This window comes from Tumebacillus flagellatus (assembly GCF_000714935.1).
GTDB classification, from domain to species: domain Bacteria; phylum Bacillota; class Bacilli; order Tumebacillales; family Tumebacillaceae; genus Tumebacillus; species Tumebacillus flagellatus.
The window spans coordinates 107,796-132,431 of sequence record NZ_JMIR01000031.1 but is presented as its reverse complement, the minus strand read 5'-3'; the positions used below and the strand labels follow the sequence as shown (position 1 = coordinate 132,431).

Sequence of the window (24,636 nt, the reverse complement as noted above, 5' to 3'; positions counted from 1 at the left end):
ATGAAGAAAAAGGGAGTCGGCGTGGTGGCGCGAGTCCCTTTTTGCTGTTCGTGCGATGTGTGGTTCGTTATTGGCCTTTGAAATACTCTTCCATCGTGAGGCCTTTGTCGGTGAGGGTTTTGGCGAGTTCTTCACCGACGTAGCGGATGTGCCAAGGTTCGTAGGCGTATCCGGTGATCGCTTCCTTGCCTTCCGGGTAGCGGATGATGAACCCGTACTCGTAGGCGTGCTTCGCCAGCCACTTCGCTTCCGGGGTGACGCCGAAGCAGTTCTCCGCCGCGCACGCGCCGGTGCCGCCGGAAACGTCGATGGCGAGACCGGTTTGGTGTTCGCTGTGACCGGGGACGGCGCTGTAGCGGCGGGCTTCCGCTTCGCCCTGCTGCTGCACATAGCCGTCAAAGAGGGTTTTTTGCAACTCGTACGAACGGAAGCCGGAAACGCCGGCGAGTTGGATGCCGTCCTTCTTGGCGGCGGCGAACAGTTTCTCCAGGGCGAGGGCGGCCGGTTTGCGCAGCAGGCGTTTCTCGTCGTGTCCGGAGAAGATGAACGGCAGGTTCGGGTCGTCGTAGAGGTCGGCCGGACGATAGCCGTCGGGCAACGGGTTCGATTCTTTGTTGACCAGCACGGTGATGCTGTCCGGTGTCTTGTGCGGATCGTGCGGGTAGTCCGCGGGCGATTTATCCGGCTGCGGAGCCGGTTTCGTCTGGTCGGACGGAGTGGTTTGCGTGCCGGTGTTGTTGGAATTGGAGTTGGTCGTGTTGGAATTCGTGTTTGAATCGGTGTTAGAGTTCGTGTTGTTCGGCATGGAGACGCTGGGCTTGTCGGCTTGGCCCTTGATCGGTGTGGTGCAACCGACCAGCGAGGTGCAAAGCCCGGCAATCAAAAGCGTCGATGAGAACATGCGGAGTTTGTTTGACAATTTGTTCATCGGTGAACCTCCCTCTCTCTTCCATAGTAGACGTTGCGGGAGGAGAGGTCAAATTGAGAGGGCTGCGTTTTAGAGGAGTTCCACTTCATTTTGAAGATCGAGGCGGCCGCCTTGGAGAACTTTGGCGTACACGCCGAAATTCATGCGGTACGCATCGGCGAGGTGCTTGAGCAAGGAAGGGACTCTCGGCAAGTCCGCCTGCGCGAACGTGGTCATCACGCAGCGCTCTGCAAGTTCGGTGATTTCGAGGACGACTCCGCCGATCTTCAGTTGGCGGCCCACCCAGTGGTGTTCGATCGGTTCGTCGCCGTCCACGCGCAGCAGCAGGTTCGGACGGAAGCGGCGCTCGTCGATTCCCGTGTCGGGAAACGCGCGGCGCAGCGCGTCGAGTCCGGCGGACGTGATGATATGTACGGGGGCGGCGTCGTGATGGGGGATTTCTGCTTCCCGCGCGACGGTGACGGGTTGCTGGAGGTACTGGGACAGCGCTCGTGCTGTCTCCGGGTGCAGGGCGTCCTGTTCCGTACCGTCGGGGAAGACGATGATGGGCGCGTCGTCCCGGTACAACGAGCGAAAGTCGAACAGGCCGTCGATTTTCCGAAACCGGCGCGTGTTCTTGCCGCTGCCAAACTTGCCCTCTTGGTCGCGAACCGCGTAGAGACGGTCCCCCGCGACGCCGCGAGATTCCACGTGAAGAGACGGGCAGGGCTCCCCCAACAACGACTTCACAGGGTACCGCCAGAGAGCTTCTACCGTGCCGATCATCTGATGCATTGCAATCAACTCCCGCGCTTGTTTTGTTTTCAGTATAACGTTCTGGGCAAATTTGTCACCCCTGCTGGGCCTTCCTCCATATGCTGTTTGTGCGAGGAGGGAAGTTTACCATGCACCTGAGTCATTACGGTTCGAAAGTGCCCCTGCGGCTTTTGGATGAAGTGGAGTTTTGGAAGCGGCAGGAGAATGAACATACGGTGGTCATCCAGACCCTGGCTCCCGATCTGGAGCCGAAGTACAAGGAAGCGCTCAGCAAATGGGGAGAGGCGTTCGCGCAGGTGGACGGCCTTGCGACCCGCTATTTGGAAGTGATCGTCCGCAGCGGCGACCGCATCTCCGAACACAACAAACAGTGCGTCCTGCACTTGCTCGACGTCTCCCTGCATCAAAGTCAACTTTTCATTCACTTTCTGCACGTTCTGAAAAACTCCAGCAACGCCCCCAGCATGAGCAATCCCGTCGTGCGCATCGTCCTCGACCACATTCGCCGCGAGTCCGAATACTTCATCGGAGCCGTCGAGGGCGTGCTCGTCAAGAAATAGTTTCCAGTCCTCAAAAAGCCGCCACAGCAAGCCCGGCGGCTTTTTTCTTCGTGCCTTACCAGCAACGCGCTCTTATATTTCGACGTCTTTTGTGCTACTCTGAAGAGGTGAGAAATGTTTTAGTCTGGCTTGGAAGGGTGACCTAAGATGCCTTTACGTGAACGTTATAAGCGTTTAAAACGCTGGTTAAAATACAAATATATCCAACTGCTCCGTGCCAAGGGCGGTCCCTCGAAAGTCGCGATGGGATTTTCCATCGGGTTGGCGATCGAGATGTTCACGCTGCCCACGTTCGGACTCGCAGCTCTGTTGATCATTCCGGCGGTCTATCTGCTTCGCGGCTCGCTGCCGGCTGCGCTGATTGGATTTTTGTTCGGCAAGATCATCTACTTGCCGATGGCGTTCTTAAACCGCAAAGTCGGCTCTTGGATCGTCCCCGACAATTTGCTCGACGGGGTGCGCTTCCATCACGCCCACTGGCTGAACCATGTGATCCGCCTGCTCGACCAAGCGATGACTCTGATCGTCGGCGGCATGATCGTCGGCGCGGTGCTCGGGCTGATCGCGTACTTCCCGATTCGCAAACTGCTCCAGATCTACATGCATCGTCGCTTGGAGAAGCGCTATCACCGCAAGCGCACCCAAGAACAACAGCAACAGCAGCAACCGCAAGATCCCACGCCTCCCATCTCCAGCGAATGAAAAAGACCAATCCCGCAGAGGGCTTGGTCTTTTTGCGTTACGGTTTGTACTTGTCTTGGACGAGGTTCAAGATGTCGTCGAGAACTTTGTTGGTCGGCATGTCGCTGCCCATCTGATACTGCCTGCGGATGTTGTTGTTGCGGTCCATCAGGAACAACGAACGGGTGGAGTGCGTGAACGAGCCGTCGGAGTTCTTCTCCAAGAGCAGGCCGTAGTCGTCGGCGACCTTGGTCGTCTCCGCCTCCGTCCCGCGCAAGATCACCCATCCGGACGGGTCGATGCCCATGCGGTCGGCGTACGCGCGCAACACGTCGTTGGTGTCGCGCTCCGGATCAAACGAAATCGAGACAAATTCCACGTCCTTGCCAAACAGCCCCTTGGCCTTCAGTTGCTTTTGCAACGTGACCATGTTCGCCGTCGTCAGCGGGCAGATGTCCGGGCAGTTCGCGTAAAAAAACTCCACGACCCGCACTTTGCCTGCCAAGTCGTGCATCGAGAACGGCTTGTCATCAAGGGTTTGCAACGTGAAGTTCGGCGGCTTGTCCAATACGTCGAGGCGGGAATGGCCGTACCAGAACCAGTAGCCGATGCCGCCGAGCACGATCAAGACGAGCAGCGAAGCGACCGCCGTGAACCAGTGTCGTTTCAAAGCGTTCATAGAGCGGCCCCCTTACTTCTGCTTGGCAATCCAAGCGGCAAGTTCGGAGATTTGCCCTTGGTCGAGTTTGTCCCCGAAAGCGGGCATGCCGGGACCGCCGTTGGTGATTTGCTTCGTGACGCCGGCGACGTCGAGTTTCTTCCCGATGTGCTGGAGGTTCGGGCCGGAGCGGCCTTCCAGATTTTGACCGTGGCATCCGGCGCAGTTTTGTTGATACAGGGTCTTGTATGCGTTGGACTCTTGATCGACGAGCGTTACGTTGGTGTCCTTCGGCGCGGAAGAACAGCCGACGAAGATGCCTGTGGTCATCAAAGCAAGCCCGAGCAAGAGTGAGCGAGAAAATTTCATGTATGATAGCTCCTTTCTTCTCCTCAATTTTACATCGCGCGGCGCTCGTGTCAAATAGCCCGGGAGAGCTAGGTTACGTCTCTTTTGAGAACAATTCCGAACGCGTGAGGGAGGCACGCCACATTTTATCATTAGTAGAACCCAGAACGTGAGCGGGGTCACGTTTCGGGGAATCCGCCCGCAGACGGATAGTTTTTTGCGGAGATACTGACTAAAATGTAAATCGTGGTACAATAGTGATTCAGATCAACACCAAGAAAGGGTGACACCCCCCACATGAATGCTACCAAACAAAGCAAGCTCGGTCTCGTTGTCGCGGGCCTCTTGCTTGGCATCCTGATGGCCGCGATGGACAATACCATCGTTTCGACCGCCATCGGGACGATTGTCCACGACCTCGGGGGCCTCGACAAGTTCGTCTGGGTCACTTCGGCGTATCTGGTCGCTTCGATGGCCGGCATGCCGATCTTCGGCAAATTGTCCGATATGTACGGACGCAAGCGCTTCTTCATCTTCGGCTTGATCGTCTTCCTCGCAGGCTCGATGCTGTGCGGCATCGCGCAAAGCATCGAGCAATTGGCGATCTACCGCGCCATCCAAGGGATCGGCGGCGGCGCGCTGATGCCGATCGCCTTCACGATCATGTTTGACCTCTTCCCGCCGCAAGCGCGCGGCAAGATGTCCGGTCTGTTCGGCGCTGTCTTCGGCACCTCTTCGATCTTCGGTCCGCTGCTCGGCGCGTGGATTACGGAGAGCATCTCCTGGCACTGGGTCTTCTACATCAACGTGCCGGTCGGGATCGTTTCTCTGATCCTCATCGCCACCGCGTACAAAGAATCGCTCCAACACACCAAGCAATCGATCGACTGGCTCGGCGCGTTCACGCTGGTCGGCGCGGTCGTCTGCCTGATGTTCGGGTTGGAATTCGGCGGCAACCAATACGCGTGGGATTCCGCGCAAATCATCGGCCTGTTCGCCGGATTTGCCGTGCTGTTCATCGCCTTCCTCATCGCAGAGACCAAGGCGAAGGAGCCGATCATTTCGTTTTCCATGTTCAAACGCCGCACGTTTGCGACGTCCAACGCAGTCGGCTTCTTCTACGGGGCGGCCTTCATCGTCGCTACCGTCTACATTCCGATCTATGTGCAGGGCGTGCTCGGCGGCTCGGCAACCAACTCCGGTTTGATTCTCCTGCCGATGACGGTCGGTTCGGTTGTCGCGGCGCAGGTCGGCGGCGGGCTCGCCACCAAGTTCCCGTACCGCAACGTCATGACCGTCTCGGCGATCATCATGCTCGCGGGCATCTATCTGCTCGGGACGATTTCGACCGATACGACCCGCTCGATGCTCACGATCTACATGATCCTCACCGGCCTTGGCGTCGGGTTCTCGTTCTCGATCCTCAGCATGTCTGCCATCGAAGGCTTCTCGATGCGCGAACGCGGCTCGGCTTCGTCGACCAACACGTTCATGCGGACGCTCGGCATGACGCTGTCCGTCTCCGTCTACGGGATTGTGCAGCGCAACCTGTTCACCGATAAGATGTCCGACGCGTTTGCGGGCATGGGCAGCGCCGGCGGCGGCAACCAGTTCGGCAACGATCCGCGCGCGCTGCTCTCGCCGGAAACGCGCGCGCACATCCCGCCGCAAATCCTCGACAAAATCACCGACGCGCTCTCGTCGTCGATCGCGCACACGTTCCTGTGGACGCTGGTTCCGGCGGCGCTCGCGCTGGTGTTCGTGTTGTTGATGGGCAACGCCCGCCTCAACCGCGGGCAAGCGGCACAGGGCCAACCCCAACCGCAACCCCCGGCTCACTAAAAAAGGGCATAAAAAAAGCGAACGGTACGAGAGTATCGCTCGCTTTTCTTATTTAGTTACCACGACGACGCAGTGCCACGAGCGAAAAAGTCATGGCCAATGCACCGACGACGAATACGGACAGACAGACTACAGTAAACGTTTGCATCTGGTAGTCACCCCCTGCATCCCTTATAGTACAACAAAACAGTGGGAATTGTCTTGATGTAATTGGATGGGATGTAGAGTTCTTTCAAAAATTACTTCAGATTTGCATAGGCGATCGCGGCTTGCGCGAGTGAAGCGGGGGTTCGCATGGCGTTTTTTGGTACACTACAGGAAAGGAGAGGATGCCGGATGGAACAAGGAATGGCTCATTCCAACAGCGCGTTTCGGAGGATGTACGCCCCGGATCGCTTGACGTTAGGGATGTTTCTCTCGACGGAAGCGTTCGACGGAGACGAGAAAAAAAGAACCGACGCCGAGCGCTTGATCCGCTTCGCCGACGACGCCGCCCTACCTTGGGGTGAACTCCGAGGAAGCGGACGCGCGTCCGGTGCTTGACGTGGTGCAAGAGATCGCAGAAGAGATCCTTCCGCACTTTCCCGCGCTGTGAAAAAAGACAGGATTCGCGACTCTGCCGCGAGTTCGTCATTTTTTGATACAATAAAGGAAGCCTACTGTAAGGGAGGAACTTGCATGTTCCGAAGAAGGCAGGTCTTCCTGTTCGTTCTGCTGGCGGCGTCGCTTGCGCTCACGGGCTGCAACGTTCCGCTGCTGCAGAAAAAAGCGTTCTCTCCGTATGAGATCACCAAGGCCGACGACGGCGTGACCGACGCGCAAACCGCGCTGGTGGAAAAAGTCCTCGACCAAGACCATCTGATGCAGACGGTCGGTGAGGAGTACGGATTTGCATACCGCGACACGGTCTCCATTCAACTCGCTTCCGGCGATGACGGCTACCGCAAGCTGCTAAGCCGCGACGGCAAGAGCAAAGAAACGTTGGACCGCGAAGTGAAATACACCGACGCGTCGGTGTACCGCAACAACATCTCGATCAACCTCGCCAAGCGCAAATCGGAAACGGACGTCCGCAGCACGTTGGCGCATGAACTGACGCACATCCTCTTCAACCAAAACAGCGTGAAGATCCCCAGTTGGGTCAACGAAGGGCTTGCGCAACGCATGGGGATGCGCGAAGAAGTGCGGGGGCAGCCGCCCGTCGTGCAAGAGGGGCAGCAGTTGAAAGTGCTGACTCATGTCCTGCAAAACAAGCAGGAACAGGGAGAGTTGAAACTGCTCGTCGACAACCTCGACACGATCCACACGATGAGTTCCACCTACAACGTGGAATGGCTGGATTATCTCGCCGTCAACAACCTTTGGGAAGAGCAAGGCGCAGAGAAGTTCCGCGAGTATCTGGCGAAGACGGAGCCCACGCTGAAGTTGAAGCCTGCCGACACGTTTGCTTCGGTGTTTGGCCTGAAGCAAGACCGGTATGAGAGCGAGTACAACGAAACGCTGGCAGACGCGTTGAAACAGCCCGACCGCGGCGTGAAGCTTTCCTTCAACGTTACGGAAAAATCCCCCGGCAAGCTCTTGATCCGCCAAGCGGGGGCGCAGGATTACAACGTGTTCAACCTCGTACAGGGCGAGAATCACGTCACGGTGAAACCGGACAACACCGTCGACGGACTGAAGCTGTTGAACACGTACAAGGGCAAAGCCGAAGCCAAGCCGAACGTGCTGTTCCTCATGGTCTACCTCGATAAGCCCAAGGACCTCGAAGGCAAACTGGTGAAATCCTACGGGGTTGCCGTCTCGCGCACCTTCGGGCGGTATTACTACTTGAATTCGTTCCTCAACGTCGAGGGCGAAGCGTCGAACACCTCGCATAACGTAAAGTTGCCGGGTCTTGAACTGACGGGTGTGGAAACGGCAAATGAATGAAAATGACAACAAACGTAAGGGCCGTTACTTTCGAAAAGCAACTGACCAACTAAAATAAAGTAATCAGCGGGATCGAAAGGACGGGAACGCCCATGCAACAATCGGTCGAGGACCGCATCGCCGAAGTGACACCCGACGAAGTCGCGGTGCGCTTGAAGCGTGGTGAGACGCCGAAGATTATCGACGTTCGTGAAGAGTTTGAAGTGGCCGAAGGGATGATCGAAGGCGCGTTGCACGTGCCGATGGCCGATCTGTTGGAAAAGTACTCGGAGTGGAAGCCGGACGAAGAGTTGATTTTCGTCTGCCGCTCGGGGCGGCGCAGCTTTGCGGCCTGCCAAGTGCTGAAACTCGTCGGCTACCACAACGTCAAAAATCTCGTCGGCGGCATGAAAGCTTGGAAATCGTGAGAAGAGGCAATTGCTTGAGGGAGTTCAAGCAATTGCCTTTTTTGGGCGTTTTTCCGGTGGTATAATGTGGGCAAAGAGAGGGGTTCAACGATGATGGAATTGAAGTTTCGAGAGTTGGAAACGGCGCGCTTTCGGTTGCGGGAGTTGCGGATGGAGGACGCGGAGGCGATGTTCGGGTACTTCTCCGATCCGGAGGTGTTGAAGTTTTACGATCTTGATCTGTTTACGAGCGTGGAGCAAGCGAAGGAATTGATCCAGCGGCACTTGGACGCGCTGGCACAAGGGCGCAAGATTCGCTGGGCGATCGTGCCGAAGGAGCCGACCGACGGCGGGTCGGAACGGATGATCGGGACGATCGGCTTTCACACGTGGGATCAAGAGGACTTCAAGTGCGAGGTCGGCTGCGAGATCGCCCGCGCGTATTGGAGCCAAGGGGTGATCTCGGAAGTGATCCAGCCCGTGCTGGCATACGGATTCCACCACATGGAACTCAACCGCGTCGAAGCGCAGTTCAACCCGCTGAACACCGGTTCCCGCCGCGTGCTGGAGAAAGCCGGATTCCAACGCGAAGGCGTGCTGCGCGACTACGCGTATCTGAACGGAAAGTTTCTCGACGTGGAAGTGTATTCGCTGCTGAAGCGGGAGTTTGAAGCTGCACAAGCATGAGAAACGTACAGAAGATACTAGAGTCCATGGGATGGGAACTCCTGCAGTCCACTCCGCTCTCCGGCGGGTATGCCGCGTCGTTGTTTGCACTCACTCTTCGCGATGAACACGGCAAGCGAATCGAGGCGGTGTACAAGCGCTTCGACCCGGCGCGGATTGCCGAACTGGAGTTGTACCGAACGCTCTTGCCGGAAGTGCCGCATGCGGTCCCGGCTGTGTACGGGGTGATCGACTGCGCGGGGGAACAGGGCTTGATCTTGGAACATGCAGGGGTGCCGGTGAAATCCGTTTTTGCAAAGCGGGATCGAGCGGGGCAACGGGAGATGCTGCGAAGCCTCGTCGACTTGCTGGCGAGCCTGCACCTCGCGCTCTTGGAAAAAAGTGAACAGTGGCTCGCCGAGGGACGCGTCTCCACCTACCCGTTTGAATCCTCCGCCGAGTGGGCGGAAACGGCGGTGCAGGAGTTGGCGTGGTTGGCGGAGCAGGGCATGCCGGGCGTTCACGAGGAAACGGTGCGCGAGGTGCAGAACATGACCGCCGCGTTCTACCCGCGCTATCCTGAATGGGCGGTCGGACGGCTGACTTACACGCACGGCGATCCTCATCTGGAGAACATCCTCTGGCAAAACGGACAGTTCCGCCTCATCGACTGGGAGTGGGCCTGCGTCTCGCTGCCTCAACGGGACTTGGCGATCCTGCTGCAAGACGTGCTCGACGACGAGTTGCACGAAGAGGCGTTGGAGGTCTTCCAACGCTTGCTGAACCCGGACGATCCCGTGCAATTCCGCCGAGCGTTTTGTGCCTGCCTCTTCGACAACACCCTGATGATGCTCGGCTGGGAGATCGGGAAGTTCCGCAACGGGTTCTTGCAAGCCGACGAACTAAACGAGATTCTGGCCGCCAAGTTGCGATGGCTTCGCACGACCTTCCACAACTGCTTGAACGCGTAACGGATAAAAAAAGACCCTGTACGCACCACCCACGTGCGCCCAGGGTCTTTTTTTATAAGAAGTCCCGCAAGCTGGCCCGCGAATTGCCGTCACGTCCGGTGACCGGGTCTGCGGCGGTCATGGAGTTGAGGACCGCTTCTTCCACGCTCTCGGCAGCGGCGCGAAACGCGGTGTCAAGGTAGTGGTCTTGCAGCATCGGCAAGGTGAGGATCGGCTCCGGAGATTCGTGCGGAATGCGCGTCGCCGTGGAGAACGCCAGCACGAGGTCGCCGCTGCCGTGGCCGATGAAGGAGCCCGTCCGCGCCAAGCCGACTCCCGCCCGCACGGCGACGCGCTTGAGTTGGCGGTCGCGAAGCGGCAGATCGGTGGCGAGGATCATGATGATCGAACCGCGTTCGCGGGGCTCAAGAGACGAGGCAGAAGTGGAACCGGCCCGCGATTGTTCAGCCGGCGCGACCGAAACAGATTCGGCAGTCGTTTGTTCTGCCGGCGCAACCGAAGGAATCTCGCTTGCCGCTTCCCGTTCCCACTGCTCGCGAATCTCCCGCCCGACAAGTCGTCCCGCCACTTGCAAATCGTCCAAGCGTCCGAAGTTCGACAGCACCAACGCTCCGAGGGTGTACGTTTGCCCGCCGATCTCCATCCGGCGCGACGCCGTCCCGATGCCGCCTTTCAAGCCGTAACAAGACATGCCGCGACCCGCGCCGACCGCGCCTTCCTCCACATCGACGCTTGCCGAAGACAACGCCGCCCGGACATGCTCTTCCCGCACGTGCAGGCCGCGAATGTCGTTCAACCATCCGTCGTTGCACTCGCCGACCAGCGGGTTGACCGTCCCGGTCGTCACGCCGATCTCCGGCGTCTGCTCCAGCATGCAGCGCACCAACGCTTCGCTCACCGTGCCGACGCTGAGCGTATTGGTCAGCAGAATCGGCGTCTCCAGCGTTCCCAACTCTTCCAGTTGCACCGTGCCGACCGTCTTGCCGAAGCCGTTGAGCACATGGACGGCGGCGGGAACTTTTTCCCGAAAGAGGTTGCCCGGATGCGGGAGAATCGCGGTGACGCCCGTCTGCACCGCTCCGTCGGCGAGCGTGGCGTGTCCGACCCGCACGCCGGGAACGTCGGTGATCGCATTGCGCTCCCCAGGAGGTAAAGTTCCGATCTGGACACCGAAGTCCCGAATGCGCTTTTTCATGAGAAATCCCCCCGTTTTACTCGAAAATAGGCAAATCTGACTCTCTCTGAATAGTCTGTCATCACGAACGCACAGAGAGGAGTTCTCCGCATGGCTGTTGGAATTGTGACCCCGAAAGACTTGTACGCCCGCCTCGCGCAGGGCGAGGAGGTGTTCATCCTCGACGTCCGGGTGATCGATGATTTTGAAAATTGGCACGTCGACGGCCCGACGGTGACGTCGATCAACATCCCCTACGTCGAGTTTCTCTCCGAAGACGACACCGCTTGGAAAAAACTCCTGCCCGCCGACCGCCCGATTCTCGTCAACTGCGCCCGCGGCCGCAGCGCCAAGATCGTGGCGGACGTGCTCGACCGGCACGGCTATGACGCGGCGTATCTTGAACACGGAATGCTCGGGTGGAGCGAGGTGTACGCTCCGGTGACCGTCTTCGAGGAGGAGGGCTGGAAACTGATCCAACTCAACCGCGTCGGCAAAGGATGTTTGTCGTACGTGATCCTCTCCGACGCTTCAGCCCTCGTCGTCGACGCCGGTCGGCATGTTGACGAGTATCTGGAAGTCGCGTCTGCACACGGCGCGAAGGTTCAGCACGTCGTCGACACGCACTTGCACGCCGATCACATCTCCGGCGGAGTGGAACTGGCTTCGTGCACGGGGGCAACGTACTACATCTCCTCCGGCGAACTCCAAGGCTCGCCGCTTCCGCACACGCCGCTGGAGCAGCACCGCACGTGGACGTTCGGCTCCGTCACGGTGCAAGTGCTGGCGATCCCGACGCCGGGGCATACGCCCGGAAGCGTGTCGCTGTTGCTGAACGGCCGCTTCCTGCTGTCGGGCGACACCGTGTTCGTCGGCGGATTGGGGCGTCCCGACCTCGGAGGCAAAGCGCGCGAATGGGCGCAACAGCTCTACGACACGGTGTTCACCACCATCGCCGCGCTGCCTGACGATGTGCTCGTGCTTCCGGCGCACTACGCGTCGCAGGACGAGTACCACGCCCGCGGATTTGTCGGCGCCGACCTTGGCACGATTCGCTCCGTCAACGACGCGATGCGCCTCTCGTCCCGCGAGGCGTTCGTGACGCAATTCGCTTCCGACGGCGGCACGACCCCGCCGAACCACACAGAGATCAGCGCCGTCAACCGCGGGGAAAAAACCATCGATCCCGCGCGGGCTCTCGAACTGGAGAGCGGCCCCAACCGTTGCGCCGCCAAACACGCGCCTCGATAAAAACCAAGAGCCCGAGAGCCCCAAGGCCGATCAACCCGTAGAGACTTCACCTGCCCGCCCGGCGTGTGAAGTCTTTTTTTCACGCTCATCATAACAAAAAAGGCCCTGCGCGTCATCGCTACAGAGCCTTCGGTTTGTCATCCATTTTGACTTGCCGATAAAATTCAGCGGCTTGCTTAAAGTCGCCGGTTTCGAAATACACGTCGGCGGTCAGACGCAACACGTCGTTGGCGAGCGCCGGGAAGTTGTGCTGGGTGAAAAGTTCGAGAGATTCGCGGTAGTGCTCCAAGGCTTTGTCGTAGTTCTTGCGAGCGACTTCCACAGCGCCCAAGATCTTGTACGCCGTTCCTTTGTGCTTGTACTCGTTCTTGGCGGAGAGAATCTGGTAGCAGTACTTCGAAGCCTGGTCGTACTCTTCGTGCGCGTAGAACGCCTGCGCGATTTCCGACTTGGCGTTGACGAGTTTCGACTCCATGTTCAAGCTCTCGTAGAGATGAAGGGCGGTCAACAGCGATTCGATCGCTTTCGGGTAGTCCCGCATCGCCGTGTACAGCTTGCCGAGGTTGGTGTAGACGCCGGCTTTGTTATTCAAATGTTCCGTCGCTTCGTGAATCGCCAGCGCGCGGTGGTAGTAGCGTTCCGCCTCTTGCAGTTCGCCGATTTGGAAATAGCAGTTGCCAAGCCCCATCACGATGTTGCCTTGGCGGTAGAACGCCCGCATCGACTGGTTGAGGTCGTTGGCTTCCTGCCAGAAGCGAATCGCGGAGTGGCTTTCTCCGAGCTTGCCGTGCGCCATCGCGAAGTTGATCAACAGCGACACTTTGGTCAAGCCGCCGATTTGGTGGTGAATCAGCGTTTGGTAGGCGTCGTTGAGCGTTTTCAGCGCGGCGTCGTTGTGGTTTTGCAACAATTGGATGTACGCCAGCGAGTCCATCGAGCGGATGCGTTCGCGCACATAGTTGTTGTTCTCAAAGTGCGAGATCGATTTCTCGTACAACTCCGCCGCTTCCAACGTCTCGCCGCGATGTTCCGCGAGGCGGCCGTTCACCCAGGCCAGCAACCCGTGGTCATACTCGTTGAGTTCTTCCGGAGCGTCGATGTTCGCGTTGTCGAGCGTTTTCTTCGCTTGTTCGAAGTGACCGGATTCGACGTGCTGTTCGGAGAAGCGGATAAATTTCTTCCACTCCGACACTTGCAGCGCTTTGTTCTCCGGTTCTTTGAAGAAATCTTCAACCGTGCAAGCCAGTTTCTTGGAGAGCTTCTCCAAAGTATCGTACGAAGGCTGGATCAAGCCCTTTTCGATCTGGCTGATATAGCTTCTGGTGACGACGCCCTCGGCCAGTTCTTGCTGGGTGAGATTAGAGGCCTTCCGCAGTTCTTTAATTCGTTGTCCTACTGCTCCCATTATTGTCTCTCCTATGTGTGTTGACTATCGGATTGTTCGGAATTCTTCATGGGGAAATCATGATGATGCTTGTACGCAGTATACCATAATTCGGACTTATTGAGACCTAGGCACTGGCTTAATAGGAATCTGGACCTAGAAATGCGCCCGAATGGTAATTTTTACTGTTGAGTAAAGATAGCCATTCTCAATTGAATTGGGAATTTTAGGGTCCTCTTTTTGAACACACCTAACTAAACTGAACGAAACAAATATATTTTTGGTGTATTTGTTCATGTTTGTTATTGACGGGAATAGAAATCTGATTTACCATAAGATTAACAAAAACAAACATTCAGTCTAACTGAATCGACATGTGCATACATAAAACAGGGGGGTAAGTGAAACATGAAAAACAACGTATTCAAAGCAATCGTCGGCGGAATCATGGGTGCAGCACTGGTGGCAGGCTTGTTTGTATCGGTTGCTTCGCAGGCAACGTACAAAGCGGATCTCGTTTGGCCGGAAAATATCGCAGTGTTGCGCTAAAGCAAGACCCGGCTATCATACGTGAACAGTGGGACGGCGGCGTTGGCCCCGTCCTTTTTTGTGTTTGGGGTGAAAAATGTAAGGGGGATTGTAATCTCATATTTTCGCAAATTGAGTCTAAAGCCTCATGGAGAAATGACATGGCTGTAAACCGCTTTCCGGCGTGGTAAAATGCGACTAGAAGTGTTAAGAAGGGGAAAGGGAGGTGGGTTGATCATGATTACCATTTATGACATTGCCAAGCGTGCGAACGTCTCTCCCGCCACCGTTTCCCGCGTGCTGAACGGGTATCCGGACGTGTCGCAAAAAACCCGTGAAAAAGTCCAGCGCATCACGGAGGAACTGGGGTTTCAACCGAACGCGGCAGCACGGGGGTTGGCGACCAAGCGCTCGTGGACGATCGGGGTGTTTTTTCAAGATCATGTGAACAGCGGGTTTAAGCATCCCTTTTTGCAAGATATTTTGAAGACGTTCAAGGACGTGATGGGCGGCAAGGGGTATGACCTGCTGTTTTTTGCCAACCATACGCTCGAAGGCGCGCAAGACGGTTTTGCGGCGCGGGCGCGTCACCGCAACGTCGACGGCGTCCTGATGCTCGGTGTGCCGCGCACGGAGCCCACATTGAACACGCTGGTCGGAGCGGGCATCCCCTGCATGTCGGTCGACCTCGATTTGTTGGGGCCGCGCGCCGGCTATCTCTGTTCCGACAACAAAGGCGGGGCGATGCAGGCGATGGACTATCTCGTGGAGATGGGGCACCGCCGGATTGCGTTCATCGGCGACCGCTACTCCACGAAACCGGGACATGACCGCTTGCTCGGCTACCAAGAATCGTTGCAGCGTTTCAAATTGCCGTTCTCGCAAAAATGGATCACGTACGGGGATTTCACGGAAGAAGGCGGCATGGAAGCGATGAAGCAATTGCTGGCGCTGCCGATGGAAGAGCGCCCGACGGCGGTGTTTTGCGCGGGCGACATGATGGCGATCGGCGCGATGACGGCGATGCGCGAGGCGGGCCTCACGCCGGGTGACGACGTCTCGATCATCGGGTTTGACGACATCGCGTACGCCAAGTACGTCGGCTTGACGACGATTGCGCAACAGAAGGAAGAGATGGGCACGCAGACCGCCAACGCGCTCTTGCAATTGATCGAAGACCCGTCGCAATCGCCGCCCGTGCTGACGATCGGCACGGAATTGATCGTGCGCTCGACGGTACAACGAAATGTGGTAGGATAGAGAGCAAACGATGTGAGACAGCCAGAGAGGGATGAATCAGATGGAACACCTCGTCAACCCGCAAGTCCGTGAGATTGAAGTCTCCGGCATTCGCAAATTCTCGAACCGCGTAGCCGCCTACCCCTACGCGATTTCGCTCACGCTCGGCCAGCCGGATTTCCCGACGCCGGAGCATATCAAAAAAGCGGCACAGCGCGCCATCGAGACGAACCGCACCGTGTACACGCACAACGCCGGACTGTTGGAACTGCGCCAAGCCGCCTGCAACTTCGTCGCGACCCGCTACGGACAGCAGTACGACCCGGAGACGGAAGTGATCACGACCGTCGGCGCGTCGGAAGCGATCGACATCGCCTTGCGCACGATCCTCGTCCCCGGCTCTGAAGTGATCTTGCCGGGCCCGGTCTATCCCGGATATGAACCGATCATCAAGCAATGCGGCGGGATTCCGGTCTATGTGGACACCCGCGAAACCGGTTTTAAGATCACGGCGGTGGGCATCGCGGAGAAATTGACCGACAAAACCCGCGCCGTGCTCTTGCCGTACCCGTCGAATCCGACCGGCGTTGTGATGAGCCGCCAAGACTTGAAGGAAATTGCCGACGTGCTGCGCGACCGCGAAATTTTCGTGGTGTCGGACGAGATTTACAGCGAGTTGGTGTACAGCGATGAGGGGCACCGCTCCATCGTGCACGAGCCGGGCATGCGGGATAAGACGATCGTCATCAACGGCCTGTCCAAGTCGCACTCCATGACCGGCTGGCGCATCGGGTTCACGTTCGCGCCGGCGGCGATCACGCAACACATGCTGAAAGTCCACCAGTACAACGTCTCCTGCGCGTCTTCGATTTCGCAGTACGCCGCCTTGGAAGCGTTGACGCACGGCATGGACGACGCGCTGGCGATGCGTGTGGAATACCGCAAGCGCCTCGACTATGTGCATGACCGTCTGGACGTGATGGGCATCCCGTGCGTGAAACCGGACGGTGCGTTTTACCTGTTCCCGTCGATCGGGCACTTCGGTCTCACGTCGCAGGAATTCTGCGTCCGCCTCTTGGAGCAAGAGCAGTTGGCGGTCGTGCCGGGCGATGCGTTTTCGGAGTACGGCGAAGGGTTCATGCGCATCTCGTACGCCTACTCGATGGATTCGCTCAAAGAAGCGCTGGACCGCCTGCAGCGCTTCGTGCTTTCCTTATAAGACCTGATAAAAAACGACCTCTCCCGCGGCTTGGTGCCGAGTTGGGAGAGGTCGTTTTTTATAGGGGTCGGTTTTTACGAGGTGGTGCCGCGCAGGTATTGGAAGATCCCCGAAGTGATCAACGCAAGCAAAATGCACGGGAGGACCGCGACTTCCACGAACAACTCGTAGAGCGACGCGCCTGCCAACGTCAAGCCGATCACAAACCCGATTTTGCGTTTGCGCTCGTATTTGCGGTTCGCATCGATGCGCAAAAACGCGTCGTAGAGGTCTCGTACGTTGTAGTGGAGGTACGGGGAGAGGTAGTCGGATTTCAGCGTGTTGCGGGAGACGGGGGCGTCCAGCGCGGTTGTGACTTCTTCGAGCAGGTCGAGCGTTTGTATGGGGTCGTTCGTCAGGTCGTGCAGGAACGTGACGTCTTGCAACTGGATCGCGGTCAACCCGCGGGCTTGGCGGCTCGTTTGGATGTGGTCGAGAAAGTGCGGGAACGAGACTTTTTTCATATCGAGAGCCCTCCTCAAGCAGGCGTTATTATCAGAACTGTTGTGTAATTTGACACGATTTCGGGCAAGAGGTTACGAGAGCAGATTACAGGCACATGACAAAATTGACAAGGCGGACGAGAACGCATATGATAAATTTAGATCATTATCTAACAGTCTAAGGGATGGGGATTTTATGAACGAGTCGTTCAAGGCGTTGTCCGACCCGACGCGGCGGCAGATCATCAAGCTGCTGCGGGAACGGGACATGACGGCCGGCGAGATCGCCGAGCACTTTGCCATGACAAAGCCGAGCATCTCCCACCATTTGAATTCGCTGAAATCGGCCGGGTTGGTCTATGACGAGCGGCACGGGCAAAACATCGTGTATTCGTTGAATACGACGGTGGTGCAGGAAGTGATGAGTTGGTTTTTTGAAGTGCTGGGGATGGATGGAGACAAGGGAGGAGATGTCCGATGAAGATCCAATGGGGATTTCGAGATGTGCTGTTGGCGTTGATCGGGCTGGTGCCGGTCGTGTGGTATCTCATCGAGTGGAACGCGCTGCCCGATCCGATGGCGACGCACTTCACGTTGACGGGCGACGTGGACGGGTCGATGAGCAAGGGGTCGTTTTTCGCGTTGATGACGGTGTTGACGCTGGGGATGCCCGTGTTTATGAAGATTCCGCGCCGTATCGACCCGCGCGCGCAGAACTATGAGTCGTTTGCGGGCGTTCTGGAGTTGTTTCGCATGGCGGTCACGCTGCTCTTGGCAGCGGTGACGATCGTCACGATTCTGTTCAACCTCGGGTATCCGATGAACATGAAGATGGTGGCGATGCTGGGCCTTGGCGCACTGTTCATCTTGCTTGGCAACTACATGGGGCAAGTGCGTCCGAACTACTTCATCGGGATCAAAACGCCGTGGACGCTCACCAACGAAGACGTCTGGAAACGCACGCATCGGGCGAGCGGGCCGTTGATCGTGGTGACGGGGTTGATCTCCTTGGTGTGCGCGTTTCTGCCGACGGGGCTGGGCGTTTGGATTTTCGGCGCGGCGCTCGTTGTGACGATGCTGATCTTCCCGTTTGCGTACTCGTACATGCTGTGGAAAAAGCTGATGACGGAAGGGAAGTAGAGCATGGCGGTCTTGATCTTGCTGGCTCTGTTTGCGGGGCTGAACGTGTACGCGTATGTGTTGATGGGCTATGACAAGCGCCAAGCCAAGCGCGGCGGACGACGCGTGCCGGAGCGCACGCTGTTTCTGCTCTCGTTTGCCGGGGGCTGCATCGGAATCGAGAGAGGCATGAAAAAGTTCCGCCACAAAACACAACACCGCTCGTTTCGCATCTTGGTGCCGCTGTCGTTCGTGACGGTGGCGCTGCTGTACGGGGTGTTGTTGAAGTTGATGCTGTAGAGAAAAGAAGAAAGGATGAGTCGGCGGACTCATCCTTTTTGTATAGACCTGTTAGTTCGATTCTTTGAAGAGATTGCCGTGGATTCCAGAGGGTTTGAACTGAGTCGGAGCGTTTGGGTCCCAGGTGCTATTTGAAACAATCCGTTCCCAGTCTTTCAGATCAGCAGGGTCATGGGGGCGAGGTGGGAAATTGTAGAAGTTTAATTCTTCATCGCTTGCAGTGAGTGGGTTCCAACCATGAGGAGGGATGTGAACTTCCTCAAATTGAGGTGTCTTGTCCGCATAGGCCGTATATCCGAATGTTGCTCCTGCTGTCAGGACCAGCAACGAGATGAGGATCCAACCTGCTTTTTTCATGCTCTGCTCCTCTCTAGTTTCCGTTGCCGTAGCTAAGCCATGTTGCTTCATAATACCCATTGTAATCAATTGTCGTGCACCCAGCAATCTGAGTTCCGGCGGAGTCTCTCATTCGGGTGTAGACTGTGCTGGCATCGTATGGATCGGGCTTTGTTTTAACACCATAGTTTGCGGCAAGACAAGTGAATGGGACGTTCGAAATTTTTGAGAGATAATACAAACTAGTATTCCGAGACGGGCGTTCTAAAATCCACTCAGCTGAAGAAGTGACACCCGACCATGCTGATATTCCAGAAACGCTGAAGGAGTAGGTTAAATTCTTCGTTTGATCGGAAATGTAGAAATGTGCAGTCATGAATCCAGAGGTGTCAAACGTTAGCCAAATATCCCCATAGTACTGGTCGCCGGGAGAATGGGTTAAGGGAATGATCATACTTCCACCTGTATCTTTGTTTGTACCGACAATCTCATACCAAACATCATAGTCGCTATTGCTACCTGTGGCGTTTGAATACGTGCCCATTTGAATGAGTGGTGCATTATTGCCTCCAAGTCCAATCCAAGTGGAAGCCAACGAAGGTTAATGAGTAGAGTCTGTAGCGGCAATCGGCTGTTTCCAGTAGCCATAGACCTCATCATATGTTTTTTTTGAAACAACTCCGTCCCAATTGCTGCTAAAAGTGTAACTAGCAAGAGAAGGTTCAGAGGCTGTTTTGACTTGTGGAGACCTTGGTATCCCTTTTTTTATTTCTCCTCCTACCCATTTGGATTTTGAAACAACCTCTGTCCATTGAGCCATCGCTTCTTGGTTTCTTGGGCGAGGCGGGTAGTTGTAAAAGTTGAGCTCTGCATCGGTTGCCGTTAACGGATTCCATCCTTGAGGAGGTTCATGTATTTCAACTCCTTGAGTGACTGAGGCTCCCGCAGTGGTTGACACCTGAACAGGTTGATCAGCGAAGGAAGCGACAGGGAGGATAGAAGTGGAAATGAACATGATTACTAGTGGGGATAAAATTTTTTCAAAGTAGCACCGCCTGATCTTATTGTGATTCATGCAGAGACAAATATATCATGAAATTTGTTATTTGGTAAATGTTCATTACAAAAGAAATCTGACTTCGCTTGTGGCGACCTTGAATTTGCTGGATCTCTTTGTGGGGCTTTGTTGATGGGACAAGACAAGCGCGGCGGACGACGCCAGGGGCTGCATCGGAATCGAGAGAGGCATGAAAAAGTTCCGCCACAAAACACAACACCGCTCGTTTCGCATCTTGGTGCCGCTGTCGTTCGTGACAGTGGCGCTGCTGTACGGGGTGTTGTTGAAGTTGATGCTGTAGAGAAAAGCCAAGGGCCGCGGGAGCGGACCTTGGCTTTTTACTTTTGCAACTCGCGAGTGATCAGGTCGATGTTGTCTTGGTGGAAGCGCCGCAGTTGGGGCGCGAACTTCCAGCGGTTGATCATGGCGGCGAGTTCGGGTTGGTTGTCCTGTTGGACGCACTCGCGGACTTGGGCAATGTACGCTTGCGACTCGTCGGTGCGGCGGCGGATCTCGTCCACAGACTCCGTGGTGCTGCCGTGGCCGGGGACGAGCAGGCGCACGGCGTGAGTTTGCAGGATGTGCTCGACTTTCTGCAACGTGCGGTCGTACTCCGTGCTGCTGTAATAGATGAAAGGAAACTCGGCGTCGGAGAGATAGTCGCCTGCCAAGAACACGCCGAGCGGCTCCACCACAGTGAACAATCCGCTCCTCTCGTGCCCGTGCGCGTGGTAGAACGTCAGCGTCGTGCTCCCCGCGCTCACTTGCTGGCCGTCGTGCTCGATCACGACATCCACAGCGGGGAACTCAATCGGGTACGGGCGCTCCAGATAGTAGTTTCCGTCAAAGTTGCGAATCGCGTCCAGTTTGCGTTGGCGCTCCGTTTCCGGATACGTGTGAACGGCGTGGCTGGCGATCACCGTCGCCTCCGGAAACGCCCGATAGCCGATGATGTGATCCCAGTCCGCATGCGTGAACAGCAGGTACAGCGGACGTTCGCCCCGGATGGTTGCGACATAGCGGCGAATTTCTTCCACTTCGCCGGGCAGCCAGCAGGGATCCGCGACGAGCACGAGGTCGTTCGTGGCAACCACCGTGGAGGTCGTTTGTTGAAGGTGACTTTGGAAAACGGTGATGGATTCCGATTGGTAGTGGATCACGGAGAAACCTCCCTAGGTGTGGTCATTCCCAAGTGTAAGGGATATCTTGAGGGTTATGCAAGATAAGGAAAAAGAGGGATTTTTATATATATTTACATAGAGGCAAATATGCTGTGCAATATTTTTAATTTAGAGTATAATTAGGCAATTGATACGCACAAGAGTCCTTCGATTCGTGGGATGTGTTCTTCAAAATTGCACTGAGGGATCAGGGGGATCGCTCTCTATGAAACAACAAGTCCGCAACTGGATGATCGCAACGCTGGCGTTAAGCACGGTTTTGACGCCGAACCTGTTCCAATCGTCTGCCTATGCTGCCGGGGAGGGGACGGTGAAGCAATCGAATTCATCTGTAGCTCCGTTCTCCGATCTGAACGGCGTGTCGCCTGAACAGATGAACAAGATCTTGCAAGCCCTTCAAGCCGGTCTGTTGAAAGGGGATGCGGCCGGCACGTTCCGCCCGGCCGATACTTTGACCCGTGAAGAGATGGCCGTTCTGTTGACCCAGTCCCTTCAATTGCCGATGGGGCAAGCGGCGACGACGTTCTCCGATGTGCTTCCGAACGGTTGGGCCAGCCGCTACATCGAAGCGGTACGCAAAGCGGGCCTGATGGTCGGCGACGGCGACGGTGCGTTCCGTCCCGAAGCGCCCGTCACGCGGGAGGAAATGGCTGCGCTGCTGATGCGCGCCGCTCAATTCCCGCTGGCAGAGGGAACGGAGTCGTCTGCCGTTTCCGATTGGAACACCGTCAGCCAGTGGGCGAAACCGTTCGTGAACACCGCGTTGAAAACCGGCTCTCTGAAAACGACCGGATCTAACTTCCACCCGCAATCTCCTGTTTCGCGTCAAGAGATCGCAGAGATGCTGTTGGACACGTTTTTCCCGACAGACAGACCCGCTTTGCTGCAAGAAGTCGAGGACGGAAAGGTCAAGATCAACGGGATCTCCTACCGTCTTTCCGATTCGGTGAAAGGATTGTTGCAACCGGCGAACCGCGCGGCGTTGCAAGGAGCGAGTATCCAGTTCAGCGCCACCGACCGCACGGTGCAATCGATCACGAAACTGGAGCTGCACGCCAGCGGGCAGGCGCCCGCCGACAAAGCTCCGGAATTCAGCGGCAACTTGGTGCTTGACGGTCACGGCGCGACGCTGGACGGAGACTTGGTGTTGTCGGGCAATTACCTCTCCGTGCAGAATTTGAACGTGAAGAAGGACTTCCGGATCACGCCGGAGCTTGCCAACGACTTTTCAGCCCGTCAACTGAACGTGCTGGGCAAGACGCTCATTCAAGGGGGCGACGAGGACACGGTTGCGTTTGCCGATTCGAAATTGCAAGACGTCGAGGTTTCGAAACCGGACGTGCATCTGGTGGCGCAAGAGAACTCGTCCTTGCAAAACTTGACCGTCTCCGCCAACGCCACGCTGGAGAGCGATGATTCGTCCCTGTTGCAAAAAGTCACCGTCGCCGACGGCGCTCAAGAAGTGAAGTTGCAAGGGACGATGCAAGATGTGGTTGTGAACAGCACCCAGCCGACCACGCTGACCGGCAACGCTTCCATCAGCAATGTGGTGGTCAACACGGCAGCGCCGCTGAAACTGAACGGAACCGGGAGTGTTGCCAATCTGCAAGTGAACAATCCAGGAGCCCAAGTGAAAGTCGCTTCCACGCTTACAGTCTCGAACGTTGCCTATGCCGCGGGCGTTCCGACCAACACGGTCGCAGGCGTGACGGATCCGTCGACTCCGACGACTCCCGACCCCGACCCCAATACCGCTCCGATCTTGGTCACTCCGTTCAGCGACCAAGCGATGACGGCGGGAGACAGCGTTATGTCGGTGAACGTATTGGGTCACTTCACCGATGCCGAACAAAGCGTGTTGAAGTACACGGTCAGTACGTCGAACCGACTCATCTGCAAAGCGACTTTGTCAGGGAACAACATTCAGTTGACGCCGATGTCGCGCGGTACGGTCACGATCTATGTGACGGCGGACGACCTGCACGGAGAACAAACTTCCACTTCTTTCAACGTGACGGTCAACGATCCGCCGCGATCAAGCGGAATCCCGGATCAGACGGTGACGTTGGGTTCCGGCGACTTGACGTTGTCTTTGAATTCCTTCATCACGGACGCGGACAACGATCCGCTCGCGTATGAAGTCAGCGTGGCGGACCCGAACATCGCTTCGTATTCGCTGAACTCCGATCAACTCGTGCTCAAGCCGCTTGGCGTCGGCAGCACGACCGTCACGGTTAAAGCGACCGACGGACGCGGCGGCACGCTGACGAAATCCTTCCAACTGAACGTGGGCGCACAGCCGAACCAAAACCCGGTTGTTGATCAGACGCCCAGCGATCAAACGATCACTCTGGGCAGCGCCGACTACACGTTGGATGCGGCGACGCTGTTCAGCGACCCGGACCATGACACGTTGACGTATGATGCGGTTTCGCTGGACCCGTCGATCGCGACGGTTACCCGCAACGGATCGCAAATCACCGTGCACGCCGTTGCAGAAGGCGCGACGAAGATTCAACTGAAAGCGATGGACGGCAACGGCGGCGAAGTCACGACCGAGTTCAACGTCACCGTCAAACCGGTTCCTTCCCAGAACAATCATGATCCGCAAGCCGTAGCCACCATCTATGAACAAGTCCTGACAGCCGGAGTGACGAACGCTCGATCGTATGACCTGTCGCAACTGTTCGAAGACCAAGACGGCGACGCGCTGACGTTTACCGCTGTCCCGCAAACGCCGGGCATCGTCAATGCGGACGTTTCCGGCGCTGCCATTACACTGTCGGCGGGCTCGACGGCTGGCAGCACGACAGTCGTGATCACCGCCGACGACGGCAAGGGCGGCACGGCGACGTACAACTTGATCGTGCACAACGCACCGCTTGTGCCGGGCGGACAGTTGAACATCCACACGAAGCAAGGCGTCAACGACGACATCACCGTCGACCTGTCGAAGTTCTTCCCGGGCCAAACCTCGTTCCAAGTGTATTCCGGAACGCCGGACTCGACGTTCACCGGTCCGACGCCGCTTTCCGGCAACACCTGGAAGTGGAACGGCGATACCTTGCTCGACTATTGGGTGATCGGCGCGGACGGAACCGCCGTCGTCTTGCATGTCAGCGCGGATCCGCAAGGGGCGGAAGATCTGTACTTCTCGCAATACATGGACATGGGGAACGGCCGCACAGCGCTTCAACTGTATTTCAACCCCGTCGGCGACACTTCGCAGACGGTATCGGGGTATTCCTTGGAAGTTCATCAACACAACCTCAAGACCAATCAGGAGACGTTCTACACCCGAGCGATGTTGCCGCTCTGGAAGGGCATGCCGTATCTCTTCATCGACCGGACTTTCTACGATCTCTTCGACATCGCCCCCGTCCAGTATTTCAATGATGAACTGATTCTGTCCGATCCGGGGAATTCGTACGTGACGGGCTTCGTGCTCAAGAAAAACGGGGTTACGATCGACGTGCTGGGCAACCCGAACTCGTCCGCGCAGTTCATGCCAGACGGCGGGACGTTCATCCGCAAGAAGGGCATCCGCGCAGGTTCGAGCACCTTCAGTTTGTACGGGGAATGGAACAGCTACCCGGTCGGCACGCTTCAATATCTCGGCACCCACACTCCGTAATTCTTCA

At 56.9% G+C, this 24,636-nt stretch carries 28 protein-coding genes; 17 read left to right on the top strand and 11 right to left on the bottom strand.

Annotated features, from left to right (window positions below):
- Window positions 1-67: 67 nt before the first annotated feature.
- Window positions 68-928 carry a M15 family metallopeptidase gene (locus EL26_RS17965; protein ID WP_038092052.1) on the bottom strand — a complete coding sequence of 287 codons (861 nt, stop codon included), beginning with the start codon at window positions 926-928 and terminating at the stop codon, window positions 68-70.
- A 69-nt stretch (window positions 929-997) separates the two neighbouring features.
- Window positions 998-1,702, bottom strand: a complete 705-nt coding sequence (locus EL26_RS17960; RefSeq protein ID WP_038092049.1) for an MOSC domain-containing protein — start codon at window positions 1,700-1,702, stop codon at window positions 998-1,000.
- A 110-nt stretch (window positions 1,703-1,812) separates the two neighbouring features.
- Between EL26_RS17960 and EL26_RS17955 the strand changes: the two genes are divergently transcribed.
- Together EL26_RS17955 and EL26_RS17950 are read left to right on the top strand one after the other, a co-directional pair.
- Window positions 1,813-2,244, top strand: coding sequence for a DUF2935 domain-containing protein (locus EL26_RS17955; RefSeq protein ID WP_038092046.1), 432 nt, complete (start codon window positions 1,813-1,815; stop codon window positions 2,242-2,244).
- Window positions 2,245-2,391: 147 nt separating this feature from the next.
- Window positions 2,392-2,946, top strand: coding sequence for a DUF2062 domain-containing protein (locus EL26_RS17950; RefSeq protein WP_052036538.1), 555 nt, complete (start codon window positions 2,392-2,394; stop codon window positions 2,944-2,946).
- Window positions 2,947-2,983: 37 nt separating this feature from the next.
- Here the strand turns inward: EL26_RS17950 and EL26_RS17945 are convergent, their stop codons facing one another.
- Entirely contained in the window at window positions 2,984-3,604 is a 621-nt protein-coding gene (locus EL26_RS17945) for an SCO family protein (protein ID WP_038092045.1), read from the bottom strand.
- Window positions 3,605-3,616: 12 nt separating this feature from the next.
- Complete coding sequence (locus EL26_RS24695; RefSeq protein ID WP_052036537.1) at window positions 3,617-3,952, bottom strand: c-type cytochrome; 336 nt, start codon at window positions 3,950-3,952, stop codon at window positions 3,617-3,619.
- A 276-nt stretch (window positions 3,953-4,228) separates the two neighbouring features.
- On the opposite strand from EL26_RS24695, the gene EL26_RS17935 reads away from it, so the two are divergent.
- The 6 genes from EL26_RS17935 (at window position 4,229) to EL26_RS17910 (ending at window position 9,725) form a co-directional block, all read left to right on the top strand.
- The gene (locus EL26_RS17935; RefSeq protein WP_038092042.1) at window positions 4,229-5,773 is read left to right on the top strand and encodes an MFS transporter; all 1,545 of its coding nucleotides are present in this window, start codon (window positions 4,229-4,231) and stop codon (window positions 5,771-5,773) included.
- 336 nt (window positions 5,774-6,109) lie between these two features.
- A complete protein-coding gene (locus EL26_RS17930; RefSeq protein WP_038092041.1) occupies window positions 6,110-6,316 on the top strand; it encodes a hypothetical protein in 207 nt (68 codons plus the stop codon).
- A 135-nt stretch (window positions 6,317-6,451) separates the two neighbouring features.
- The gene (locus EL26_RS17925; RefSeq protein ID WP_038092039.1) at window positions 6,452-7,702 is read left to right on the top strand and encodes a hypothetical protein; all 1,251 of its coding nucleotides are present in this window, start codon (window positions 6,452-6,454) and stop codon (window positions 7,700-7,702) included.
- Window positions 7,703-7,794: 92 nt separating this feature from the next.
- The gene (locus EL26_RS17920; protein ID WP_038092036.1) at window positions 7,795-8,109 is read left to right on the top strand and encodes a rhodanese-like domain-containing protein; all 315 of its coding nucleotides are present in this window, start codon (window positions 7,795-7,797) and stop codon (window positions 8,107-8,109) included.
- A gap of 90 nt (window positions 8,110-8,199) precedes the next feature.
- Window positions 8,200-8,775 (top strand): GNAT family N-acetyltransferase, encoded by a 576-nt coding sequence (locus EL26_RS17915; protein ID WP_038092034.1) that lies wholly within the window; start codon window positions 8,200-8,202, stop codon window positions 8,773-8,775.
- Window positions 8,776-8,801: 26 nt separating this feature from the next.
- The gene (locus EL26_RS17910; protein WP_038092032.1) at window positions 8,802-9,725 is read left to right on the top strand and encodes an aminoglycoside phosphotransferase family protein; all 924 of its coding nucleotides are present in this window, start codon (window positions 8,802-8,804) and stop codon (window positions 9,723-9,725) included.
- 52 nt (window positions 9,726-9,777) lie between these two features.
- Here EL26_RS17910 and EL26_RS17905 read toward each other — a convergent pair whose 3' ends face one another.
- A complete protein-coding gene (locus EL26_RS17905) occupies window positions 9,778-10,920 on the bottom strand; it encodes a DmpA family aminopeptidase (protein ID WP_038092031.1) in 1,143 nt (380 codons plus the stop codon).
- Window positions 10,921-11,010: 90 nt separating this feature from the next.
- Between EL26_RS17905 and EL26_RS17900 the strand changes: the two genes are divergently transcribed.
- A complete protein-coding gene (locus EL26_RS17900; protein ID WP_038092028.1) occupies window positions 11,011-12,150 on the top strand; it encodes an MBL fold metallo-hydrolase in 1,140 nt (379 codons plus the stop codon).
- A 118-nt stretch (window positions 12,151-12,268) separates the two neighbouring features.
- Here the strand turns inward: EL26_RS17900 and EL26_RS17895 are convergent, their stop codons facing one another.
- Entirely contained in the window at window positions 12,269-13,555 is a 1,287-nt protein-coding gene (locus tag EL26_RS17895) for a helix-turn-helix domain-containing protein (protein WP_038092025.1), read from the bottom strand.
- A gap of 387 nt (window positions 13,556-13,942) precedes the next feature.
- Here EL26_RS17895 and EL26_RS25580 point away from each other — a divergent pair, with 387 nt between their 5' ends.
- The 3 genes from EL26_RS25580 to EL26_RS17885 all read left to right on the top strand — a co-directional run bounded on the left by EL26_RS25580 (window position 13,943) and on the right by EL26_RS17885 (window position 16,520).
- On the top strand, window positions 13,943-14,083 hold the full coding sequence (locus tag EL26_RS25580) for a hypothetical protein (protein WP_161780752.1): 141 nt from the start codon (window positions 13,943-13,945) through the stop codon (window positions 14,081-14,083).
- Window positions 14,084-14,299: 216 nt separating this feature from the next.
- Window positions 14,300-15,322 carry a LacI family DNA-binding transcriptional regulator gene (locus EL26_RS17890; RefSeq protein ID WP_038092022.1) on the top strand — a complete coding sequence of 341 codons (1,023 nt, stop codon included), beginning with the start codon at window positions 14,300-14,302 and terminating at the stop codon, window positions 15,320-15,322.
- Between the two features lie 40 nt (window positions 15,323-15,362).
- Window positions 15,363-16,520, top strand: a complete 1,158-nt coding sequence (locus tag EL26_RS17885) for an aminotransferase A (protein ID WP_173424628.1) — start codon at window positions 15,363-15,365, stop codon at window positions 16,518-16,520.
- Window positions 16,521-16,594: 74 nt separating this feature from the next.
- Here EL26_RS17885 and EL26_RS17880 read toward each other — a convergent pair whose 3' ends face one another.
- Window positions 16,595-17,023 (bottom strand): hypothetical protein, encoded by a 429-nt coding sequence (locus EL26_RS17880; RefSeq protein WP_038092016.1) that lies wholly within the window; start codon window positions 17,021-17,023, stop codon window positions 16,595-16,597.
- Between the two features lie 175 nt (window positions 17,024-17,198).
- Between EL26_RS17880 and EL26_RS17875 the strand changes: the two genes are divergently transcribed.
- The 3 genes from EL26_RS17875 to EL26_RS17865 are packed head-to-tail and all read left to right on the top strand — an operon-like array spanning window position 17,199 to window position 18,421.
- Window positions 17,199-17,483 carry an autorepressor SdpR family transcription factor gene (locus tag EL26_RS17875; RefSeq protein ID WP_038092013.1) on the top strand — a complete coding sequence of 95 codons (285 nt, stop codon included), beginning with the start codon at window positions 17,199-17,201 and terminating at the stop codon, window positions 17,481-17,483.
- Window positions 17,480-18,142 carry an SdpI family protein gene (locus EL26_RS17870; protein ID WP_038092009.1) on the top strand — a complete coding sequence of 221 codons (663 nt, stop codon included), beginning with the start codon at window positions 17,480-17,482 and terminating at the stop codon, window positions 18,140-18,142. The genes EL26_RS17875 and EL26_RS17870 overlap by 4 nt, the downstream gene beginning before the upstream one ends.
- A gap of 3 nt (window positions 18,143-18,145) precedes the next feature.
- Window positions 18,146-18,421: a DUF1294 domain-containing protein gene (locus EL26_RS17865; RefSeq protein WP_038092005.1), complete on the top strand. Its 276-nt coding sequence runs from the start codon at window positions 18,146-18,148 to the stop codon at window positions 18,419-18,421.
- 51 nt (window positions 18,422-18,472) lie between these two features.
- Here EL26_RS17865 and EL26_RS17860 read toward each other — a convergent pair whose 3' ends face one another.
- Genes EL26_RS17860 through EL26_RS25060 form a run of 3 tightly spaced genes read right to left on the bottom strand, consistent with a single transcriptional unit; the run spans window position 18,473 to window position 19,832 of the window.
- Window positions 18,473-18,778, bottom strand: coding sequence for a hypothetical protein (locus tag EL26_RS17860; RefSeq protein ID WP_038092002.1), 306 nt, complete (start codon window positions 18,776-18,778; stop codon window positions 18,473-18,475).
- A gap of 13 nt (window positions 18,779-18,791) precedes the next feature.
- Window positions 18,792-19,352, bottom strand: a complete 561-nt coding sequence (locus tag EL26_RS26750; protein WP_420802071.1) for a G1 family glutamic endopeptidase — start codon at window positions 19,350-19,352, stop codon at window positions 18,792-18,794.
- 6 nt (window positions 19,353-19,358) lie between these two features.
- Window positions 19,359-19,832, bottom strand: a complete 474-nt coding sequence (locus tag EL26_RS25060) for a hypothetical protein (protein WP_152559314.1) — start codon at window positions 19,830-19,832, stop codon at window positions 19,359-19,361.
- Between the two features lie 172 nt (window positions 19,833-20,004).
- Here EL26_RS25060 and EL26_RS26815 point away from each other — a divergent pair, with 172 nt between their 5' ends.
- Complete coding sequence (locus EL26_RS26815; protein ID WP_476689140.1) at window positions 20,005-20,115, top strand: DUF1294 domain-containing protein; 111 nt, start codon at window positions 20,005-20,007, stop codon at window positions 20,113-20,115.
- A gap of 37 nt (window positions 20,116-20,152) precedes the next feature.
- Here the strand turns inward: EL26_RS26815 and EL26_RS17855 are convergent, their stop codons facing one another.
- Complete coding sequence (locus EL26_RS17855; protein WP_038092000.1) at window positions 20,153-20,974, bottom strand: MBL fold metallo-hydrolase; 822 nt, start codon at window positions 20,972-20,974, stop codon at window positions 20,153-20,155.
- A 226-nt stretch (window positions 20,975-21,200) separates the two neighbouring features.
- Here EL26_RS17855 and EL26_RS17850 point away from each other — a divergent pair, with 226 nt between their 5' ends.
- Complete coding sequence (locus tag EL26_RS17850; protein ID WP_038091999.1) at window positions 21,201-24,629, top strand: S-layer homology domain-containing protein; 3,429 nt, start codon at window positions 21,201-21,203, stop codon at window positions 24,627-24,629.
- The last annotated feature ends 7 nt before the right edge of the window (window positions 24,630-24,636 follow it).

What these genes read in the sequence shown, in the direction of transcription:
- EL26_RS17965 (WP_038092052.1), bottom strand. Translation starts at nt 928, where the DNA reads ATGAACAAATTGTCAAACAAACTCCGCATGTTCTCATCGACGCTTTTG.
- EL26_RS17960 (WP_038092049.1), bottom strand. Translation starts at nt 1,702, where the DNA reads ATGCATCAGATGATCGGCACGGTAGAAGCTCTCTGGCGGTACCCTGTG.
- EL26_RS17955 (WP_038092046.1), top strand. Translation starts at nt 1,813, where the DNA reads ATGCACCTGAGTCATTACGGTTCGAAAGTGCCCCTGCGGCTTTTGGAT.
- EL26_RS17950 (WP_052036538.1), top strand. Translation starts at nt 2,392, where the DNA reads ATGCCTTTACGTGAACGTTATAAGCGTTTAAAACGCTGGTTAAAATAC.
- EL26_RS17945 (WP_038092045.1), bottom strand. Translation starts at nt 3,604, where the DNA reads ATGAACGCTTTGAAACGACACTGGTTCACGGCGGTCGCTTCGCTGCTC.
- EL26_RS24695 (WP_052036537.1), bottom strand. Translation starts at nt 3,952, where the DNA reads ATGAAATTTTCTCGCTCACTCTTGCTCGGGCTTGCTTTGATGACCACA.
- EL26_RS17935 (WP_038092042.1), top strand. Translation starts at nt 4,229, where the DNA reads ATGAATGCTACCAAACAAAGCAAGCTCGGTCTCGTTGTCGCGGGCCTC.
- EL26_RS17930 (WP_038092041.1), top strand. Translation starts at nt 6,110, where the DNA reads ATGGAACAAGGAATGGCTCATTCCAACAGCGCGTTTCGGAGGATGTAC.
- EL26_RS17925 (WP_038092039.1), top strand. Translation starts at nt 6,452, where the DNA reads ATGTTCCGAAGAAGGCAGGTCTTCCTGTTCGTTCTGCTGGCGGCGTCG.
- EL26_RS17920 (WP_038092036.1), top strand. Translation starts at nt 7,795, where the DNA reads ATGCAACAATCGGTCGAGGACCGCATCGCCGAAGTGACACCCGACGAA.
- EL26_RS17915 (WP_038092034.1), top strand. Translation starts at nt 8,200, where the DNA reads ATGATGGAATTGAAGTTTCGAGAGTTGGAAACGGCGCGCTTTCGGTTG.
- EL26_RS17910 (WP_038092032.1), top strand. Translation starts at nt 8,802, where the DNA reads ATGGGATGGGAACTCCTGCAGTCCACTCCGCTCTCCGGCGGGTATGCC.
- EL26_RS17905 (WP_038092031.1), bottom strand. Translation starts at nt 10,920, where the DNA reads ATGAAAAAGCGCATTCGGGACTTCGGTGTCCAGATCGGAACTTTACCT.
- EL26_RS17900 (WP_038092028.1), top strand. Translation starts at nt 11,011, where the DNA reads ATGGCTGTTGGAATTGTGACCCCGAAAGACTTGTACGCCCGCCTCGCG.
- EL26_RS17895 (WP_038092025.1), bottom strand. Translation starts at nt 13,555, where the DNA reads ATGGGAGCAGTAGGACAACGAATTAAAGAACTGCGGAAGGCCTCTAAT.
- EL26_RS25580 (WP_161780752.1), top strand. Translation starts at nt 13,943, where the DNA reads ATGAAAAACAACGTATTCAAAGCAATCGTCGGCGGAATCATGGGTGCA.
- EL26_RS17890 (WP_038092022.1), top strand. Translation starts at nt 14,300, where the DNA reads ATGATTACCATTTATGACATTGCCAAGCGTGCGAACGTCTCTCCCGCC.
- EL26_RS17885 (WP_173424628.1), top strand. Translation starts at nt 15,363, where the DNA reads ATGGAACACCTCGTCAACCCGCAAGTCCGTGAGATTGAAGTCTCCGGC.
- EL26_RS17880 (WP_038092016.1), bottom strand. Translation starts at nt 17,023, where the DNA reads ATGAAAAAAGTCTCGTTCCCGCACTTTCTCGACCACATCCAAACGAGC.
- EL26_RS17875 (WP_038092013.1), top strand. Translation starts at nt 17,199, where the DNA reads ATGAACGAGTCGTTCAAGGCGTTGTCCGACCCGACGCGGCGGCAGATC.
- EL26_RS17870 (WP_038092009.1), top strand. Translation starts at nt 17,480, where the DNA reads ATGAAGATCCAATGGGGATTTCGAGATGTGCTGTTGGCGTTGATCGGG.
- EL26_RS17865 (WP_038092005.1), top strand. Translation starts at nt 18,146, where the DNA reads ATGGCGGTCTTGATCTTGCTGGCTCTGTTTGCGGGGCTGAACGTGTAC.
- EL26_RS17860 (WP_038092002.1), bottom strand. Translation starts at nt 18,778, where the DNA reads ATGAAAAAAGCAGGTTGGATCCTCATCTCGTTGCTGGTCCTGACAGCA.
- EL26_RS25060 (WP_152559314.1), bottom strand. Translation starts at nt 19,832, where the DNA reads ATGAATCACAATAAGATCAGGCGGTGCTACTTTGAAAAAATTTTATCC.
- EL26_RS26815 (WP_476689140.1), top strand. Translation starts at nt 20,005, where the DNA reads ATGAAAAAGTTCCGCCACAAAACACAACACCGCTCGTTTCGCATCTTG.
- EL26_RS17850 (WP_038091999.1), top strand. Translation starts at nt 21,201, where the DNA reads ATGAAACAACAAGTCCGCAACTGGATGATCGCAACGCTGGCGTTAAGC.